This window comes from Pantoea sp. GW821-FHT03E06 (assembly GCF_059420725.1).
Map to the genome: position 1 here is coordinate 554,591 of NZ_JBWKUG010000001.1, position 16,841 is coordinate 571,431.

At 54.6% G+C, this 16,841-nt stretch carries 17 protein-coding genes; 9 read left to right on the forward strand and 8 right to left on the reverse strand.

The window, feature by feature from the left end; all coding sequences use genetic code 11:
* Window positions 1–228 precede the first annotated feature (228 nt).
* The 4 genes from pnp (at window position 229) to AC07WB_RS02540 (ending at window position 5,469) form a co-directional block, all read left to right on the forward strand.
* The gene (pnp, locus tag AC07WB_RS02525; protein WP_097095082.1) at window positions 229–2,367 is read left to right on the forward strand and encodes a polyribonucleotide nucleotidyltransferase; all 2,139 of its coding nucleotides are present in this window, start codon (window positions 229–231) and stop codon (window positions 2,365–2,367) included.
* 129 nt (window positions 2,368–2,496) lie between these two features.
* Window positions 2,497–3,381 carry a lipoprotein NlpI gene (gene nlpI / locus AC07WB_RS02530; protein ID WP_008104288.1) on the forward strand — a complete coding sequence of 295 codons (885 nt, stop codon included), beginning with the start codon at window positions 2,497–2,499 and terminating at the stop codon, window positions 3,379–3,381.
* Window positions 3,382–3,485: 104 nt separating this feature from the next.
* The gene (gene yrbN, locus AC07WB_RS02535; RefSeq protein ID WP_098053093.1) at window positions 3,486–3,542 is read left to right on the forward strand and encodes a protein YrbN; all 57 of its coding nucleotides are present in this window, start codon (window positions 3,486–3,488) and stop codon (window positions 3,540–3,542) included.
* 16 nt (window positions 3,543–3,558) lie between these two features.
* Window positions 3,559–5,469 carry a DEAD/DEAH family ATP-dependent RNA helicase gene (locus AC07WB_RS02540; protein WP_097095081.1) on the forward strand — a complete coding sequence of 637 codons (1,911 nt, stop codon included), beginning with the start codon at window positions 3,559–3,561 and terminating at the stop codon, window positions 5,467–5,469.
* 68 nt (window positions 5,470–5,537) lie between these two features.
* Here AC07WB_RS02540 and AC07WB_RS02545 read toward each other — a convergent pair whose 3' ends face one another.
* Window positions 5,538–6,284 carry an SDR family NAD(P)-dependent oxidoreductase gene (locus tag AC07WB_RS02545; protein WP_097095080.1) on the reverse strand — a complete coding sequence of 249 codons (747 nt, stop codon included), beginning with the start codon at window positions 6,282–6,284 and terminating at the stop codon, window positions 5,538–5,540.
* Between the two features lie 183 nt (window positions 6,285–6,467).
* Here AC07WB_RS02545 and AC07WB_RS02550 point away from each other — a divergent pair, with 183 nt between their 5' ends.
* Window positions 6,468–7,385: an AraC family transcriptional regulator gene (locus AC07WB_RS02550; protein ID WP_097095079.1), complete on the forward strand. Its 918-nt coding sequence runs from the start codon at window positions 6,468–6,470 to the stop codon at window positions 7,383–7,385.
* A 3-nt stretch (window positions 7,386–7,388) separates the two neighbouring features.
* Here the strand turns inward: AC07WB_RS02550 and AC07WB_RS02555 are convergent, their stop codons facing one another.
* From AC07WB_RS02555 to ubiU, 3 genes are all read right to left on the reverse strand, one after another.
* Window positions 7,389–8,399, reverse strand: a complete 1,011-nt coding sequence (locus AC07WB_RS02555) for a luciferase-like monooxygenase (RefSeq protein ID WP_097095078.1) — start codon at window positions 8,397–8,399, stop codon at window positions 7,389–7,391.
* A 117-nt stretch (window positions 8,400–8,516) separates the two neighbouring features.
* Window positions 8,517–9,401: a U32 family peptidase gene (locus AC07WB_RS02560; protein ID WP_494939984.1), complete on the reverse strand. Its 885-nt coding sequence runs from the start codon at window positions 9,399–9,401 to the stop codon at window positions 8,517–8,519.
* Window positions 9,402–9,410: 9 nt separating this feature from the next.
* Entirely contained in the window at window positions 9,411–10,406 is a 996-nt protein-coding gene (ubiU, locus tag AC07WB_RS02565) for a ubiquinone anaerobic biosynthesis protein UbiU (protein WP_097095076.1), read from the reverse strand.
* 203 nt (window positions 10,407–10,609) lie between these two features.
* Here ubiU and ubiT point away from each other — a divergent pair, with 203 nt between their 5' ends.
* Window positions 10,610–11,134: a ubiquinone anaerobic biosynthesis accessory factor UbiT gene (gene ubiT / locus AC07WB_RS02570; protein WP_097097601.1), complete on the forward strand. Its 525-nt coding sequence runs from the start codon at window positions 10,610–10,612 to the stop codon at window positions 11,132–11,134.
* Window positions 11,128–11,634: a GNAT family N-acetyltransferase gene (locus tag AC07WB_RS02575; RefSeq protein WP_097095075.1), complete on the forward strand. Its 507-nt coding sequence runs from the start codon at window positions 11,128–11,130 to the stop codon at window positions 11,632–11,634. The genes ubiT and AC07WB_RS02575 overlap by 7 nt, the downstream gene beginning before the upstream one ends.
* On the opposite strand, the gene AC07WB_RS02580 is transcribed toward AC07WB_RS02575, so the two are convergent.
* The gene (locus AC07WB_RS02580; RefSeq protein WP_097095074.1) at window positions 11,618–11,905 is read right to left on the reverse strand and encodes a GIY-YIG nuclease family protein; all 288 of its coding nucleotides are present in this window, start codon (window positions 11,903–11,905) and stop codon (window positions 11,618–11,620) included. The two genes, AC07WB_RS02575 and AC07WB_RS02580, sit on opposite strands and share 17 nt — an antisense overlap.
* Before the next feature lie 80 nt (window positions 11,906–11,985).
* Here AC07WB_RS02580 and AC07WB_RS02585 point away from each other — a divergent pair, with 80 nt between their 5' ends.
* Entirely contained in the window at window positions 11,986–12,411 is a 426-nt protein-coding gene (locus tag AC07WB_RS02585; RefSeq protein ID WP_494939985.1) for a YhbP family protein, read from the forward strand.
* A gap of 38 nt (window positions 12,412–12,449) precedes the next feature.
* On the opposite strand, the gene AC07WB_RS02590 is transcribed toward AC07WB_RS02585, so the two are convergent.
* Window positions 12,450–12,971, reverse strand: a complete 522-nt coding sequence (locus AC07WB_RS02590; RefSeq protein WP_345827355.1) for a type 1 glutamine amidotransferase domain-containing protein — start codon at window positions 12,969–12,971, stop codon at window positions 12,450–12,452.
* A 236-nt stretch (window positions 12,972–13,207) separates the two neighbouring features.
* Here AC07WB_RS02590 and AC07WB_RS02595 point away from each other — a divergent pair, with 236 nt between their 5' ends.
* Window positions 13,208–14,242: a permease gene (locus tag AC07WB_RS02595; RefSeq protein ID WP_345827354.1), complete on the forward strand. Its 1,035-nt coding sequence runs from the start codon at window positions 13,208–13,210 to the stop codon at window positions 14,240–14,242.
* On the opposite strand, the gene nrdG is transcribed toward AC07WB_RS02595, so the two are convergent.
* Together nrdG and nrdD are read right to left on the reverse strand one after the other, a co-directional pair.
* Window positions 14,183–14,701 (reverse strand): anaerobic ribonucleoside-triphosphate reductase-activating protein, encoded by a 519-nt coding sequence (gene nrdG / locus AC07WB_RS02600; RefSeq protein WP_494939986.1) that lies wholly within the window; start codon window positions 14,699–14,701, stop codon window positions 14,183–14,185. The genes AC07WB_RS02595 and nrdG overlap by 60 nt on opposite strands.
* A complete protein-coding gene (gene nrdD, locus AC07WB_RS02605; protein WP_097095069.1) occupies window positions 14,698–16,836 on the reverse strand; it encodes an anaerobic ribonucleoside-triphosphate reductase in 2,139 nt (712 codons plus the stop codon). Before nrdD ends, nrdG begins: the two co-directional genes overlap by 4 nt.
* Window positions 16,837–16,841 lie beyond the last annotated feature (5 nt).

Here is a 16,841-nt window from a genome sequence, read left to right on the forward strand (position 1 = left end):
AAAAGGGGGCCTTGATGGCCCCTTTTTTCGAGCAATCCGCAGCAATCCGGACCAAACTCATGTATTGTTGCAGAGAGCGATCTTTGCTTGCAGAGGTTCGCGCGGCTAATGAGAGGCTTTACCGCAAGGGCGGTTAAGGTTGTCATTAGTCGCGAGGATGCAACTAAAGATCGGTAATCCCCGGCGCGCCATAATAGGCTGCGCCCCCCGAATTTAAGGACTTAAATTTTGCTGAACCCGATCGTACGCAAATTCCAATATGGTCAGCATACCGTCACGCTGGAAACCGGCATGATGGCGCGCCAGGCTACCGCAGCAGTAATGGTGAGCATGGATGACACGGCTGTATTTGTTACCGTTGTTGGCCAGAAAAAAACGAAACCAGGTCAGGATTTCTTCCCGCTGACGGTTAACTATCAGGAGCGTACTTACGCTGCTGGTCGTATCCCGGGTAGTTTCTTCCGTCGTGAAGGCCGTCCAAGCGAAGGCGAAACCCTGATCTCACGTCTGATTGACCGCCCAGTTCGTCCGCTCTTCCCGGAAGGCTTCATCAACGAAGTGCAGGTCATTGCGACCGTTGTTTCTGTAAATCCACAAGTTAACCCGGACATCGTGGCGATGATCGGTGCTTCTGCAGCGTTAGCGCTGTCTGGGCTGCCGTTCAATGGTCCAATCGGTGCTGCTCGCGTGGGTTATATCAACGATCAGTACGTTCTGAACCCAACTGCCGATGAGATCAACGAATCTCGTTTGAACCTGGTGGTTGCCGGTACGCAGAATGCGGTGCTGATGGTTGAATCTGAAGCAGACATCCTGACTGAAGAGCAGATGCTGGGTGCCGTGGTCTATGGCCACGATCAGCAGCAGATCGTAATCGAAAACATCAATGCGCTGGTTGCTGAAGCCGGTAAGCCACGTTGGGATTGGCAGCCATTGCCAACTAACGATGCGTTGATCGCACGCGTTACTGCATTGGCAGAAGCAGGCATCAGCGATGCTTACCGCATCACCGACAAGCAAGAGCGTTACACGCAGGTTGGCGCAGTTAAAGACGCGACCATCGCCGCTCTGCAGGCTGAAGACGAAACCCTGGATGCAGGCGACATCGCTGACATCGTGCATGACCTCGAGAAAAGCGTTGTGCGTAGCCGTATTATCCGTGGCGAACCGCGCATCGATGGTCGTGAAAAAGATATGATTCGCGGCCTCGACGTGCGTACTGGCGTACTGCCGCGCACGCACGGTTCTTCACTGTTCACCCGTGGTGAAACGCAGGCGCTGGTTACCGCAACGCTGGGTACCGCGCGTGACGCGCAGAATCTGGATGAGTTGATGGGCGAGCGTACTGATAGCTTCCTGTTCCACTACAACTTCCCTCCGTACTGCGTGGGTGAAACCGGTATGGTTGGCTCACCGAAGCGTCGTGAGATTGGTCACGGCCGTCTGGCGAAGCGTGGCGTGCTGGCAGTGATGCCTAAGCAAGCTGATTTCCCATACACCGTACGTGTTGTGTCTGAAATCACCGAATCAAACGGTTCCTCTTCAATGGCTTCTGTGTGTGGTGCTTCTTTGGCACTGATGGACGCAGGTGTACCGATCAAAGCAGCCGTAGCCGGTATTGCTATGGGTCTGGTTAAAGAAGCTGACAACTTTGTGGTTCTGTCTGACATCCTGGGTGACGAAGATCACCTCGGCGACATGGACTTCAAAGTTGCGGGTAGCCGCGAGGGTATCACCGCGCTGCAGATGGATATCAAAATCGAAGGTATCACCCGCGAAATCATGCAGGTTGCTCTGAACCAGGCGAAGGGTGCACGTCTGCATATCCTGAGCGTGATGGAACAGGCAATCAGCACGCCGCGTCAGGAAATCTCTGAGTTCGCGCCGCGCATTTACACCATCAAAATCAGTTCAGACAAGATCAAAGATGTTATCGGTAAAGGCGGCTCGGTTATCCGTGCGCTGACCGAAGAAACCGGTACTACCATCGAAATCGAAGATGATGGCACCGTGAAGATCGCTGCAACTGATAGCCTGAAAGCCAAAGAAGCCATTCGTCGCATCGAAGAGATCACTGCTGAGATCGAAGTTGGCCGCGTTTACTCTGGCAAAGTGACACGTATCGTTGATTTCGGTGCCTTCGTGGCCATTGGCGGCGGTAAAGAAGGTTTGGTTCATATTTCTCAGATCGCCGATAAGCGCGTTGAAAAAGTGACCGACTACCTGCAGATGGGCCAGGAAGTTCCAGTGAAAGTCATGGAAGTGGACCGTCAGGGCCGTGTACGCCTGAGCATCAAAGAAGCGACAGAGCAGAAACCAGCGGAAGAAGTTGCTACCGCTGCCACTGATGCATCTGACGCCGAGTAAGCGTTTACCGATTGGCCTCTCCCTGCTCTGCGGGGAGAGGTATTTAGATCATCGCGAGGGCGGGAATCCTTGTGCACAGCAGGAGGATGACAGGATGGTTGTCCCAATGTTTGTATTCGGGAGTGGGAAATGAAGCCTTTTTTGCGCTGGTGTTTTGTTGCGACAGCTATCACGCTGGCAGGATGCAGCAACTCCAATTGGCGTAAGAACGAAGTTCTGGCAGTACCTTTGCAGCCCACACTGCAGCAAGAAGTCATTCTTGCGCGCATGGAACAAATTCTTGCCAGTCGTGCCCTTACCGATGATGAACGCGCACAGCTGTTATATGAGCGCGGAGTGTTGTATGATAGTTTGGGTCTGAGGGCATTAGCGCGGAACGATTTTTCGCAAGCGCTGTCTATAAGACCAGATATGCCTGAGGTATTTAACTATCTCGGTATATACTTAACGCAGGCAGGCAATTTTGATGCTGCCTATGAAGCGTTTGATTCTGTACTTGAGCTTGATCCAACTTACAACTATGCGCATTTAAACCGTGGTATCGCCCTCTATTACGGCGGTCGATACAAGTTAGCGCAAGATGATCTGCTGGCGTTTTATCAAGACGATCCTAACGATCCTTTCCGCAGCCTTTGGCTCTATCTCGTTGAAAGCGATATGGATGCCGACAAGGCGAAAGTTACGCTGAGACAGCGTCATGACAAAGCGGTCCGGGACCAATGGGGATGGAATATTGTCGAGTTCTACCTTGGCGACATCAGTGAAAAAACATTGATGGAACGTCTCAAGGCGGACGCAACGGATAACACCTCGCTCGCTGAACATCTCAGTGAAACCAACTTCTATTTAGGTAAGTACTACCTAAGTCTGGGGGAGAAGGACGACGCGAAAGCGTTGTTCAAACTGGCGGTGGCCAACAACGTAAACAACTTTGTTGAACACCGATACGCATTGTTGGAACTGGCGCAACTCGGCCAGACACAAGACGATTTATCAGAATCTGACCAGCAATAGCTGACGAACTTTTATTGCCTGAATACCTGTAAAGTCATCATCTTCAGAGATGAGGGCTTTTCTGTTCGTCAAAACTTCTAATTTGAGCCGGTTCACACTTTTTGATGAAAATGACTGAAAGTTTTCACGACGAGTTATGTAGACTGGCCGCCGCAATCTAAGAGGCACGTGTACTACATGACTGATATTCAAACCACTTTTGCTGACCTTGGCCTGAACGCCGACATCCTCGAATCACTGAACGGTATGGGCTACGTTAAGCCTTCTCCAATCCAGGCTGAGTGTATTCCTCACCTGCTGGCTGGCCGTGATGTGTTGGGTATGGCGCAGACCGGTAGTGGTAAAACCGCGGCATTCTCATTGCCGCTGCTAAACAACATTGATCCTACTGTTAAAGCACCGCAAATTTTGGTGCTGGCACCGACCCGCGAATTAGCGGTACAGGTTGCTGAAGCCGTCACAGAATTCTCTAAACACATGCGTGGCATTAACGTTGTAGCCCTGTACGGCGGCCAACGTTATGACGTGCAGCTGCGCGCCCTGCGTCAGGGACCACAAGTGGTAGTGGGTACCCCTGGTCGTTTGCTGGATCACCTGAAACGTGGCACGTTAGATCTGTCTAACCTGCGCGGTCTGGTACTGGACGAAGCTGATGAAATGCTGCGTATGGGCTTCATCGAAGACGTTGAAACTATCATGGCGCAGATTCCAGACGGTCATCAGACCGCGCTGTTCTCAGCAACCATGCCAGAAGCGATTCGTCGTATCACCAAACGCTTCATGAAAGATCCGCAGGAAGTGCGTATCCAGTCAAGCCTGACAACGCGCCCAGACATTTCTCAGTCTTACTGGACCGCATATGGCCGTAAAACCGACGCGCTGGTTCGCTTCCTGGAAGCTGAAGATTTCGATGCAGCCATCATCTTCGTACGTACTAAAAATGCCACGCTGGAAGTGGCCGAAGCGCTTGAGCGCAGCGGTTATAACAGCGCAGCACTGAACGGTGACATGAACCAGGCACTGCGTGAGCAGACGCTGGAGCGTCTGAAAGATGGTCGTCTCGACATTCTGATCGCGACCGACGTAGCCGCACGTGGTCTGGACGTGGAACGCATCAGCCTGGTGGTAAACTTTGACATCCCAATGGATGCTGAATCTTACGTTCACCGTATTGGTCGTACTGGCCGTGCTGGTCGTGCTGGTCGCGCACTGCTGTTCGTTGAGAACCGCGAGCGTCGTCTGCTGCGCAACATTGAACGCACCATGAAGCTGACCATTCCAGAAGTTGAGCTGCCTAACGCAGAGCTGCTGGGTGAGCGTCGTCTGGCTAAGTTCGCGGCTAAAGTACAGCAGCAGCTGGAAAGCAGCGATCTGGACATGTATCGCGCACTGCTGAGCAAAATGCAGCCGGGTGAAGATCTGGATATCGAAACACTGGCCGCAGCACTGCTGAAAATGGCTCAGGGCGAACGTCCACTGATTCTGCCACCAGAAGCACCGCGTCCAGCACGTCGTGAATTTAGCGATCGTCCTGACCGTGGTGATCGCCGTGATTCACGTGATTCTCGTGGTCCACGCGAAAGCCGTGACAGCCGCGATGGTGACCGTCCTCGTCGTGAACGTCGTGACGTTGGCGAAATGCAGCTGTACCGCATTGAAGTGGGCCGTGATGATGGTGTTGAAGTGCGTCACATTGTTGGCGCGATCGCTAACGAAGGCGACATTAGCAGCCGTTACATCGGCAACATCAAGTTGTTCGGTACCCATTCAACCATCGAGCTGCCGAAAGGTATGCCGGGCGAAGTGCTGCAGCACTTCACTCGTACGCGTATTCTGAATAAACCGATGAATATGCAGTTGATGGGTGATGCACCGGTGCATGAGCGTAGCGAACGTCGTCCTGCCGGCGGCGAACGTCGCGGTAACGGTGCTCCGCGTGATGGCGCACCACGTGGCGAAGGCGCTCCACGTCGCTTCTCCGATCGTCGTGAAGGCGGCCGCGAAGGCGGACGCTTCAGCCGTGAAGGTGGTCGTGGCCCACGTCGTGAAGAGGGTGCAGCCGCTGCACCACGTCGTCGTGACGCATAAGCGATAAACGCTTAAAGTAAAAAGGGACGCGAATGCGTCCCTTTTTTTATGCATGTGGAAAGTAAGTTTTACACGCCGCCAGCAATCAGCACGCGTTCACCACTCACGTAAGCTGACTCTTCTGAAGCCAGAAATAGCGCCACCTGTGCCACATCTTCTGGTAAACCAAAGCGCCCAAGCGGTGTGGCGGCAATTAACTGCGCCTTCAACTCCGGGTGCATCTTTTTAGCGGCCAGCAAACCTTCGGTCAAAATGATGCCGGGCGCTAACGCATTGACGCGGATATTGCGCGGCCCCAGTTCTCGAGCCAGGCCTTGTGTCAGCGTGTCAATCGCACCTTTCGTTGCCGCCCACAGCACCGAGCCGGGCGTGCTGCGCTGGCTGTTGAGCGCGCTAAGGTTGATGATGGATCCGCCGCGCGCCGGAAAGTGATGTGCCGCCTGTTGGCATACCAGCAGAGTGCCAAGCAAATTCACATTGAGCTGCTGCTGCATCTCTCCAACGCTGAGATCGGCAAAATCACCATGGTGGAAAATACCGGCATTGTTCACCACAATATCTGGCGCGCCAAACTGCTCAATGCTGCTAGCGAACAAGCGCTGCACATCGGCCTGGCGTGAGATATCAGCCTGAACGGCGATGGCATCGCTTCCCAGCGCCTGGATGTCTGTCACCACATCCGCCGCGCCAACTTCGTCCTGAAGATAATTCACTACTACCCGAGCACCGGCCGCCGCGAAAGTCATGGCGATGGCGGCACCAATGCCTTTCGAAGCGCCCGTCACCAGCGCAATTTTGCCTTCAAGTGTTTTCATCGTGTCTCTCCACCTGAGATTTCGGGGAAGATAAAGCATGCGCTTTCCTTACAATCTGGCGGTAGCGCAATCCTGCAAGCTTTTTGCACGATCCTGCAAATCTACTGCTCAAGGACTAGGCGAAGCTGATGCAAAAAGCGAGAATACTCGCTCAGTGAATTCTCATGGTGGAGCGCGCATCGCATGATTCATCAGGAACAGTGGCAGCAGCTGGTAGCGAAAATTGCTCACCACGCGCCGGAAGATGGTCGACATAATAGCCCGATCGATTTTCTCTCGTTTGGCCGCAGTTCAAAACCCACCAGTTTGGCGCACATCGCCACCTGGGCAAGTTTTGCGCTGGTAGCGCAAGGGCAAAAAGCGCTGCGCATGGGCGACGATGTCATGCATTACGGACCGGGCGATTTATTACTGGTGACGCTCGATATGCCGGTGCAATCCTGCGTGGTGATGGCAACGCCAGAAAAACCCAATCTGGGCGTTGGCATTACCATCAACGAAGCGCGTCTGATGCGTTATCTGGAGCACTTTCCACACCATCATGTTGGCACCAATTCAATAAGCGAGCGCGGTATTACCGTGCATAAAGTCGCGCCGCCGTTGGTGGATGCGGTAATGCGTTTGATTGAGTTATTGGATCAGCCGCAGGACATCACCGCGCTGGCGCCATTAATTGAGCAGGAGATTTTTTATCGTCTGCTTACCGGGCCAGAAGGCCCGCGCATTCTCAATATGGCGTTGACGGAGCGACCCGGCAACAAAGTGGCCCGCGCCGCGCGCTGGCTGCGCGAGAACTTTCATCAGCCGCTGAAAATGGACCAGCTGGCAAGCAGCGTAGGGATGAGTATCTCTTCGCTGCATCATCACTTTAAGGCGGTGACGGCGATGACGCCGATGCAGTATCAAAAGCAGCTGCGTCTGAACGAGGCACGTCGCTTGATGCTGATTGAGAAGCTGGATGCCGGAACGGCGGGCTATCGGGTAGGTTATCAGAGCGCATCGCAGTTCAGTCGCGAGTACAGCCGCTTTCACGGCCAGTCGCCAGCGCGAGATGTGCGCATGATTGCGGTGGGGCCAGAAGGTTTTTACCCACCGCAATAACAGTTACAGCGTGCGTGCAGCTTCCATCGCCAGTGCGAATGAACGCAGACGCGCCTGCGTATCGAAAATCTGGCCATTGACCATGATCTCATCCGCCTGAGTTTCGCGCATCAGCGCCGCGAGGCCATTTCGTACTTTATCGCTGTCACCGACAATCGACATACTCAACGCTTGCTGCACGCCATATTGTTCAGAGGGCGACCACAGATTATCCATGTTCTCCACGGGAGCCGGTAGCGGACCCGGTTTTCCACGGCGTAAATTAATAAACTGCTGCTGCATTGACGTGAAGAGGAAGCGCGCATCACGCTCGCTATCGGCGGCGACCACGTTGACGCACACCATGGCATACGGCTTAGCTAAACGCGCGGAAGGTTTAAATTTCTCGCGATAAAGATGCAATGCCTGGAACAACAGGTCCGGCGCAAAGTGTGAAGCAAAGGCGAAAGGCAGGCCGAGCTGTGCGGCTAACTGTGCGCTGTACAAGCTAGAACCGAGCAGCCATACGGGAATTTTTAGCCCTAATCCTGGCACCGGTTGTACCGGCGGATGTTCGCCTTCTTCGGCGTCAAACCAGCGAATCAGCTCTGATACATCTTCCGGGAAACTATCGGCTTGTGCGCTGGAGAGATGGCGACGCAATGCCAACATGGTGCGCTGGTCCGATCCGGGGGCGCGGCCCAATCCGAGATCGATACGGCCAGGATAGAGAGATTCAAGGGTACCAAACTGTTCGGCAATCACCAGCGGCGCATGGTTTGGCAGCATAATACCGCCTGAGCCAAGACGAAGCGTGTTGGTATTTGCGGCTAAATAACCAATTAATACGGAGGTTGCAGCGCTGGCAATCCCGGTCATGTTGTGATGTTCAGCCAGCCAGTAGCGGTGAAAACCAAGGGCTTCAGATTGGCGAGCCAGCGCCAGTGAATTGTGGAACGCGTCGCGCGCTGCGGAACCTTGCGGAATCGGAGCCAAATCCAATACGGACAGGCGAACAGTTTTTTTCTCAGACATGGGTACTCCAGATAAGGATGGCGCAGGTGTTTAATCTTACCTGCACCAGTGAGTATTACTCATCGATACCCATATTAAAACTGCTAATAACAGCACGAATATAGCCGGAATGTGCCTTTACCTGCCGCCTTCCAGTTCCATACCGGCCAGACGACGCCAATAACCGTTACTGTCACTGCCTCGCGCCATCATCAGCGGTGCCTGTCCGGCTTCATTCGCACGGAAGCGATCCACTTCACCTAGCGTACTTTCGCCCTGTGGCGACAGACGTACGATATCGACCCAGTTATGCATGCCCGTTAAATCATTGCCGAGGTTGTAGCAGTAACCGCTCATCGTCTGAATGCCGTTCAGCACAAACACCTGCTGGCCTTCCTGCGACAGTACGCGGCGGCCGGTGGGATGGTTAATACAGCAGGTTTGGCAATCATCTTTAGCGCGATTCTCGGCGCGCGCGGTGAAGCAGCGTGCCGACAGCGCCAGCGGCAAATGGCCGTAGCCGAGGACTTCCACCTCAAACTTATCGCGTACGCCAGCAGCGTCGCACTGTTGCAGCAGCTGAATTAGCCAGTCGCGTGACATTTCCACAGGAATACACCAGCGCGTCATCCCTTCTTTCAGTAACAGCTGCAGCGTTTGCGCGTTGTACACATTGAGCGTGGGACCGGCGACAAACGGTAATTGGCGTTCCGCCGCCATGTTCACGGTTCCCATGTCATTGGCTTCAAGCAGGAACTCACCGTTTTCGACATAGCGCCGCAGCTCTTTCACCTCTGAAGGCGACTGCAGCAGGGCCAGCGTGCTCAACACCACCTGCTTGCCGTGCTGCGCCAGCATGCGCGCCATCTCCATCCATTGGTTGAATGAGGTAGCGCGCCGCTTGCTGCAAACGGCTTCACCGAGATAAACGATTTCGGCGCTGCTTGCGGCGGCACGTTGATAAAAGGTATCCAGGGTTGCGGTTGGCCAGTACCACAGCACCGGCCCGATAGCGTATTTCATGCGATCTCCTTATTGCCAGTCGCGGTGATAAGCACCCAGCGTGGTTTGGCTACCTTCGGACAATTCGCCGAGTGCCTGCATCCACGGCTCCTGCACCACATAGTGCTCCGGCGATGCCATACAGCGATCGATGGCCTGGCGCCACACTTTAGCCACCTGCGCCACATACGCCGGGCTGCGCTGACGGCCTTCAATTTTCACCGAGGCAATGTTGGCGCGCAGCAGTTCAGGCAGCAGCGATAGCGTGTTCAGGCTGGTAGGCTCTTCCAGCACGTGATAGCGCTGGTTATCCACTTCGTAACGGCCTTTACACAGCGTGGGATATCCCGCGCTTTCGTTGGGCGCGTAACGATCAATCAACACTTCATTAAGGCGTGATTCCATCCCCTTCGGCGTTTGCTGCCAGCGTACAAATTTCGCCGGAGAGCAGGCTCCAGCGCTATTCGGCGACTCACCGGTCAGCCAGGATGAGAGGTAGCAGCGGCCTTCAGCCATGATGCACAGGCTGCCAAAGGCGAACACTTCGAGCGGTACCGGCGTCTCGCGCGCCAGCTGTTTCACCTGATGCATCGACAGCACGCGCGGCAGCACCACGCGGCTAAGCTGAAAATGGCGATGATAAAAATGAATGGCTTGCAGATTGGTGGCGGAGGCCTGCACGGAAAGATGGCGTTCGACCTGCGGATAATGTTTTGCTGCATATTCAAGCGTAGCGATATCGGCCAAAATCAGCGCGTCTGCTCCGTTCTGGGCGGCAACGTCAATCGCCGTCTGCCAGCGATTCATGCCATCGGGATGCGCAAACGTGTTGATCGCCACGTGCAGTTTTCGGCGATGCTGGTGCAGATAGCGTGCAGCCTCGGCCAGTTTCTTATCGGTAAAATTGAGGCCAGCAAAGTGGCGGGCATTGGTATCGTCTTTCAGGCCGACATACACCGCGTCAGCACCATGCTCCACCGCCGATTTCAGCGCAGGCAAATTCCCCGCTGGACACAGCAGTTCCATACATTTTCCTCCCCGGATTCTTAAGCCGAAGAGTGTAGATAACTGCCTTCACGATAATGTTGATTTAAGGCAGTGAAAGCGCCATTGATGATCGGGAGTGAAGCATTTTCGACCAGTTGTGAAACGATTTACTTGATCTCAGTGGAGGCGAAGCCTGGCGATTGTGGCAAAATAGATGAAATTTTCTGAAGGGAATGTCGATGATGTTTGCGCGCTTACGTGGTTTGATTGTTGAAAAAGGACCAGAATTCCTAGCCTTACCGGTTTCTATCACTCCGTTCCCGTTGAAAAAAGCCATTCTGCAACAACTCTTAAACTGGCAATTTCGTCATGCTTTGTCCGAAGGTGAGTTAGACTTTCTGGAAGGGCGCTTTCTGGGAATCGAGATTGCCGATGTCAATCTACGCTGGATCACCACCCTGCAAGCAGGGCGCCTGACCGTTTCGCGCGACACCGAAGCTGATGTCTGGTTTCGCGGCGAAGCCAACGATCTGTTGCTGGTAGCAGCACGCAAAGCGGATCCCGATATGTTGTTCTTTCAACGCCGGTTGGTGATTGAAGGTGACACGGAGCTGGGTCTGGAGGTGAAGAACCTAATGGATGCCATTGAACTGGATGCCATGCCCACGCCTTTACGCACGGGGTTGCAGCAGCTGGCTGCTTTTATTGAAGCAGGAATGAAACAGGACGCGAAGGCCGCTGAGGCGCGCGCGGGGATCTCATGTTAATTCGTACTGAAATTGGCGTTGATGCCGCAGGCATCGATAGCCTGTTAAGGCGCAGTTTTGCTACCGCGGCCGAAGCGGAATTAATTCAACAACTGCGCGAAGATGGCTTGCTTACTCTCGGCGTTGTCGCCACGGATGATGAAGGTCAGGTGCTGGGTTATGCCGCTTTTAGCCCGGTGACCTTGCAAGGTGAAGACCGTAACTGGGTCGCTTTGGCCCCGCTCGCCGTGGATGAATCGGTGCGTGGGCAAGGGCTGGCTAAAAAACTGGTGTACGAAGGATTGGATTCACTCAACGAGTTCAGCTATAGCGCTGTGGTGGTGCTGGGCGATCCTGAGTTCTACAATCCGCTCGGTTTTGAGCCCGCTGCGCGTCATGGTTTGCACTGTCGTTGGTTAGGCAGCGAAGCCGCCTTTCAGGTGTACAAACTGGCAGATGACGCGTTTGTCGGCGTGGAAGGGTTGATCGAATTCGCGCTGCCGTTTAATCGTCTCGACTAAACCAGGTCATCAGGCAGGGCGGCTGCTGCGCAACCAGCTGCAGTTTCTGTGCGCGGCTTAGCTGCTTAACCTGATATTCCAGGCGCGAAGCCGCAGCCCTGTCACCCGCATCACAGTGAAAAACCAGCGTCAGCGGACCTTTGCCACGCAGCGAGCGTGCTCCGCGCCCCTGCTGATGTTGCTGCAAACGGCGATTAACGTCAGTGGTAATGCCGGTATAAAGCATGCCAGCGGCAGTTTGTAGCAGATAAAGCTGCCAGCGCTGTTCCATAATACTCATCTCAAAAAATAGCTGGCAGGCAGTGTAGCGCGCTTCAGTCCTCACTGCTATTTGCCATACGGAGTCGCACTTTGTCTGACCTTTCCCATCTGATTCGCTATCTGAAGAAGCAGCACGTGCTCTCGCTTTGTGCGACTTGCGGCGACGAGAGTTGGTGTGCTAACTGTTTTTACGTGTTTGATGAAACGAGCATGGCATTCTGGCTGATGACTGAGCTGGAAACCCGTCATGGCCAGTTAATGCAGATGAATCCACGTATTGCGGGCACCATTAATGGCCAGCCGAAAAGTGTGCTGTTGATTAAAGGCGTGCAGTATCGTGGTCAGATTACGCAGCTGAGTGGAGAACGGGAGGCGATAGGGCGCCGTGCCTATCAAAAGCGTTTTCCGGTGGCGAAAAAAGTCACTGCACCGCTGTGGGAGATCACGCTCGACGAAGTGAAGATGACCGACAATGCGCTGGGATTCGGTAAGAAGATAATATGGACAAGGTCATAGGGGCGCCATTTATGGCGACCCCAATGCGAAAGAAGAGTTTAAGCAGCGTTCAAAATGCGCAGCGATTCGCGATTAAACGCGGGCAGATCCTCTGGCGTGCGGCTGGTCACGAGCTTGTCGTCATCCACCACCACTTCTTTATCATAAAAATCCGCACCGGCATTGCGCAGATCAATGGCGATAGCTTTTACACAGGTCATTTTGCGGCCACGTACGCCGTTGGCACTGATCAGCAGCTGCGGGCCATGACAAATGGCAAAGATCGGTTTGCCGCTGGCCACAAACTCTTTGGTGAAGTTGACAAAACGATCGTCGCCGCGCAGGGCGTCGGGCGAGTGTCCACCTGGCAGCAGCAGTGCATCGAATTCTGCCGCGCTGACATCATCGATGTCTTTATCGATTTTGACCTCGGCTTTGCCCTGTTTACCTTTGACGATTTTACCGGCTTGCATCTCAATGGTGACCACTTCGTGGCCGGCCTTGGTGTAAGCCTCCGCCGGTGAGGTAAACTCTGAGTCTTCAAATTCATCGGTAATCAGTACCGCTATTTTCTTGCTCATCTTTTTCCTCCTTGCTGATTCCGAACGGGTGTTCGTTACATAACTCACCCACAAGCCTGGTCGCCATGGCGAAAAATGCAAGCCAGCCGGCTGAACGCAACCGAGGTAAATTTCCGAGATGGATCAAGTTTGCACCGTTTGAATATGGCAGATTCGAAAGACCTGCATAACAATGCGGTCTCTTCAGCGCGTCTCCCGGCGCGGTAATCGTTATTCAGTTGAATACGGAATCTGTTATGACTCAATGTATCCCCTCAGCATCGGCAGCACGCTTTGCCTGGTGGAAACCGCTGCTGTTTCTGGCCGTGGTGGTCATCGGCCTATGGTATGTCAAATGGCAGCCCTATTACGGTAAAGCTTTTACTGCCGCTGAAACCCACTCGATCGGTAAATCGATCCTGGCCAATGCGGCTGACTCGCCGTGGCGCGCGGCGCTCGATTACGCCATGGTCTATTTTCTTGCGGTATGGAAAGCGGCAGTGCTGGGTGTGATTCTGGGTTCGCTGGTGCAGGTGCTGGTTCCGCGCAGCTGGCTGATGCGTTTGATGGGCGACTCGCGCTTCGGCTCTACGCTGGTCGGCACCGGTCTGGGCTTGCCGGGGATGATGTGCAGCTGCTGTGCGGCACCGGTGACCGCTGGCTTGCGTCAGTCGCAGGTTTCGAGCGGCGCGGCGATGGCGTTTTGGCTGGCGAATCCGTTACTCAACCCGGCAACGCTGATTTTTATGGGCTTTGTGCTCGGCTGGAACGTTGCGGCCATTCGGCTGGTGGCTGGTCTGATCATGGTGTTGGGTATCGCCTGGCTGGTGCAACGCAGCGTGCCCGATCACGCCGTTGCTGCGCCCGTCACGGTTACTCACGATGAACAACCGTTTCTGACACGCTGGCTGCGGGTGATGTGGCGATTGTTCTGCAACACCATTCCGCTGTATATCGTCGCGGTATTGTTGCTTGGAGCTGCACGAGTTTGGCTGTTTCCGCATGCTAATGGTGCGGTGGGCAATACGCTGATCTGGGTGATGTTAATGGCGATTGCGGGCTGCCTGTTTGTGATTCCCACCGCCGCAGAAATCCCGATTGTGCAGACTATGATGTTGGCGGGCATGGGAATTGCGCCTGCGCTGGCGTTGCTAGTGACGCTGCCCGCCGTCAGTGTGCCGTCTTTATTGATGTTGCATCGGGCATTTCCCGCCCGTGCGTTGTGGATCGCGCTAATCGGCGTGGCCTGCAGCGGGATGCTGCTCGGCGTGCTCGGCTTGTGGCTGGCGTAGCCACCACATTTTCTGATTGCGGCTGCCGCGCCACAGCAGCCGCGCATCTTTCTCTGCCTCAATAAAACGTCCGTCGATCAGCACGTCAATCTCATCCAGCACTTCGCGCTGCGCATCGCTAAGCTCTGCCATTTCGTAACCGGTCCACAGCCAGATATCCTTATCCGGACATTCACGCCGCACGCGCTTCACCAGGCGGCGAATATGCGGCACGTTATGCGGATGCAGCGGATCGCCACCGCTCAGTGACAATCCCTGGCGTGGAATCCGCCGATCGTTAAGATCGGCAATCAGCTGCTCTTCCATCTCCAGCGTAAAGGGCACGCCAGAATCCACTCGCCACGTGCTCTGGTTATAGCAGCCGCGACACTGATGCTCGCAGCCCGCTACAAACAGCGTGCAGCGGGTGCCGGGTCCATTAACAATATCGACGGGATAGTAGCGGTGGATATGCATCATCCTAGTTGTCCTGTCTCCAGATGTTTGACGCGGCGCTGTACCTCTTCCTGCTTACCGGCATTAAACGGACGCGCGTCCGGACTGCCGAGATAGCCGCACACGCGACGCGTCACCGAAACGCGCGCCGGGTCGTGATTACCGCAGCACGGACAAGTAAAACCTTTACTGGTACAGCTGAACTCGCCGCTAAAGCCACATTCGTAGCACTCATCAATCGGCGTGTTGGTGCCGTAATAGGGCACGCGGTGATAGCTGTAATCCCACACGTCTTCCAGCGCTTTGAGATTGTGCTGGATGTTGGGATATTCGCCGTAACAGATGAAACCGCCGTTGGCGATGGCCGGATAGGGTGCTTCAAAGTCGATCTTGTCGTAAGGATTGACCTTTTTCTCGACGTCGAGATGGAAGCTATTGGTGTAATACCCTTTATCGGTCACGCCGGCGACTACGCCAAACTCAGCGGCATCGAGACGGCAGAAGCGATCGCACAAATTCTCGCTCGGCGTGCTGTACAAACTGAAGCCGTAACCAGTTTCGGCTTTCCATGCATCCACCGCGTTGCGCAGATGCGTCACAATCGCCACGCCTTTTTCACGCAGATAATCCGCATCATAAGGATGGACTTCGTTGCCGCTCAGCGCGTTCAGCGTTTCGTGCAGGCCAATATAGCCAAGGGAAATGGATGCGCGACCGTTGCGGAAAATGGCGCCGACTTCGTCATCGGCTTTCAGTCGCACGCCGCAGGCACCTTCCATATAGAGAATGGGCGCTACGCGCGCTTTGGTTTTTTCCAGCCGGGCAATGCGCGTCATTAATGCACGTTTCGCTAGCGCCAAGCGTTCATCCAGCAGTAGCCAGAACTGCGCATCATTACCTTTCGCTTCCAGCGCGATACGTGGCAGGTTCAGGCTGATCACCCCAATATTGTTGCGGCCTTCATGAATTTGTTCGCCGTTCTCCTCGTAAACGCCCAGGAAGCTACGGCAGCCCATCGGCGTTTTAAATGAGCCGGTGACCTCCACCACTTTCTCGTAGTTAAGGATGTCGGGGTACATGCGCTTGCTGGCGCACTCCAGCGCCAGTTGCTTGATATCATAATTAAAATCCCCCTTGCTGCGATTAACGCCTTCGCGAATAGCAAACACCAGTTTCGGGAAGACGGCGGTTTTGTGATTTTTGCCCAGCCCGGCGATGCGGTTACGCAGGATCGACTGTTGAATCAGGCGTGCTGCCCAATCTGTGCCGAGACCGAAGCCGAAGGTGACAAAGGGCGTCTGGCCGTTGGCGGTGTGCAGCGTATTCACTTCGTATTCCAGCGACTGAAACGCGTCATAGCACTCTTTCTCGGTACGAGCCCGAGCGTAGGCTTCGGCATCAGCAATTTGCCACTCCTGCGCGACCGCGCGGTGTTTTTCCAGACTGAGAGTGACGAACGGTGCCAGCACTTCATCAATGCGGTTGATGGTGGTACCGCCATAAATATGGCTGGCAACCTGGGCAATAATCTGCGCGGTGACCGCCGTGGCGGTAGCGATCGATTTGGGCGGCTCGATTTCGGCATTACCCATTTTGAAACCGTTGGTCAGCATGCCGTGCAGATCGATCAGCATGCAGTTAAACATCGGGAAGAAGGGGGAGTAGTCGAGATCGTGATAGTGAATTTCCCCGCGCTCGTGCGCCAATACCACATCGCGCGGCAGTAGTTGCTGCTGCGCATAGTGTTTAGCAACGATCCCTGCCAGCAGATCGCGCTGCGTTGGGATCACTTTGCTGTCTTTGTTAGCATTTTCATTGAGCAAAGCGGCGTTAGTTTGTTCAACCAGCCCACGGATAGCGTGATGCAGTTTGCCACGCTGCTCGCGTGCCAGGTCACGATCGTGACGGTATTCGATATAAGCGCGCGCCAATTGCGGCCAGCGGCCACTCATCAACGTCTCTTCTACTGCGCACTGAATATCGCGTATATCCACTTCCGCGTGCGCAGCAAGCTGCTGGCTCACCTGTTTAGCAACCTGTTCGCACCATGCCGTATCGTCGATCTGTGCTGCACGCGCGGCAGCCTGCACTGCCGCTTCAATTCGCTGCGCATCAAACGGCACTCTGCAACCGTCACGCTTAATCACCACCGTCGCCATCTTCT

Excerpts from the sequence above, each read along its gene's own strand:
- nlpI (WP_008104288.1), top strand. The coding sequence starts at position 2,497 with ATGAAGCCTTTTTTGCGCTGGTGTTTTGTTGCGACAGCTATCACGCTG.
- AC07WB_RS02540 (WP_097095081.1), top strand. The coding sequence starts at position 3,559 with ATGACTGATATTCAAACCACTTTTGCTGACCTTGGCCTGAACGCCGAC.
- AC07WB_RS02545 (WP_097095080.1), bottom strand. The coding sequence starts at position 6,284 with ATGAAAACACTTGAAGGCAAAATTGCGCTGGTGACGGGCGCTTCGAAA.
- AC07WB_RS02550 (WP_097095079.1), top strand. The coding sequence starts at position 6,468 with ATGATTCATCAGGAACAGTGGCAGCAGCTGGTAGCGAAAATTGCTCAC.
- AC07WB_RS02555 (WP_097095078.1), bottom strand. The coding sequence starts at position 8,399 with ATGTCTGAGAAAAAAACTGTTCGCCTGTCCGTATTGGATTTGGCTCCG.
- AC07WB_RS02560 (WP_494939984.1), bottom strand. The coding sequence starts at position 9,401 with ATGAAATACGCTATCGGGCCGGTGCTGTGGTACTGGCCAACCGCAACC.
- ubiU (WP_097095076.1), bottom strand. The coding sequence starts at position 10,406 with ATGGAACTGCTGTGTCCAGCGGGGAATTTGCCTGCGCTGAAATCGGCG.
- ubiT (WP_097097601.1), top strand. The coding sequence starts at position 10,610 with ATGTTTGCGCGCTTACGTGGTTTGATTGTTGAAAAAGGACCAGAATTC.
- AC07WB_RS02575 (WP_097095075.1), top strand. The coding sequence starts at position 11,128 with ATGTTAATTCGTACTGAAATTGGCGTTGATGCCGCAGGCATCGATAGC.
- AC07WB_RS02580 (WP_097095074.1), bottom strand. The coding sequence starts at position 11,905 with ATGGAACAGCGCTGGCAGCTTTATCTGCTACAAACTGCCGCTGGCATG.
- AC07WB_RS02590 (WP_345827355.1), bottom strand. The coding sequence starts at position 12,971 with ATGAGCAAGAAAATAGCGGTACTGATTACCGATGAATTTGAAGACTCA.
- AC07WB_RS02595 (WP_345827354.1), top strand. The coding sequence starts at position 13,208 with ATGACTCAATGTATCCCCTCAGCATCGGCAGCACGCTTTGCCTGGTGG.
- nrdG (WP_494939986.1), bottom strand. The coding sequence starts at position 14,701 with ATGATGCATATCCACCGCTACTATCCCGTCGATATTGTTAATGGACCC.
- nrdD (WP_097095069.1), bottom strand. The coding sequence starts at position 16,836 with ATGGCGACGGTGGTGATTAAGCGTGACGGTTGCAGAGTGCCGTTTGAT.